Annotated in this window: 1 protein-coding gene; it reads right to left on the bottom strand. The window is 64.8% G+C overall.

The features are described from left to right. Positions 1 to 230, bottom strand: a 230-nt coding sequence (locus tag R0J92_RS27390) for a hypothetical protein (protein WP_411053996.1), incomplete at both ends; no start/stop codon positions are given.

Below are 230 nucleotides of genomic sequence, written 5' to 3'. Positions count from 1 at the left end.
CGACCACCTCGTCATCAGCGAACTTCGGCCGGATGGGATCGCGGCGATAGGCCATGAAGGCACAGCGCTGCGCGATCTCAACCGTGTTCTCGATCCCCTCGGGCAGATCGGCAAACAGCGCGACCATCTCTTCCTGGCTCGTGAAGTAATGCTGCGCACTCAGGCGGCGGCGCGGCGCGGCCTGATCGACATAGGCCCCCTCCGCCATGCACATCAGCGCATCATGCGCC

Source organism: Tritonibacter sp. SIMBA_163, assembly GCF_046535935.1.
In the GTDB taxonomy this organism is placed as follows: Bacteria; Pseudomonadota; Alphaproteobacteria; order Rhodobacterales; family Rhodobacteraceae; genus Epibacterium; species Epibacterium scottomollicae.
Note: the sequence above shows the minus strand (reverse complement) of the source record. Positions and strands in the feature narration are given on the sequence as shown.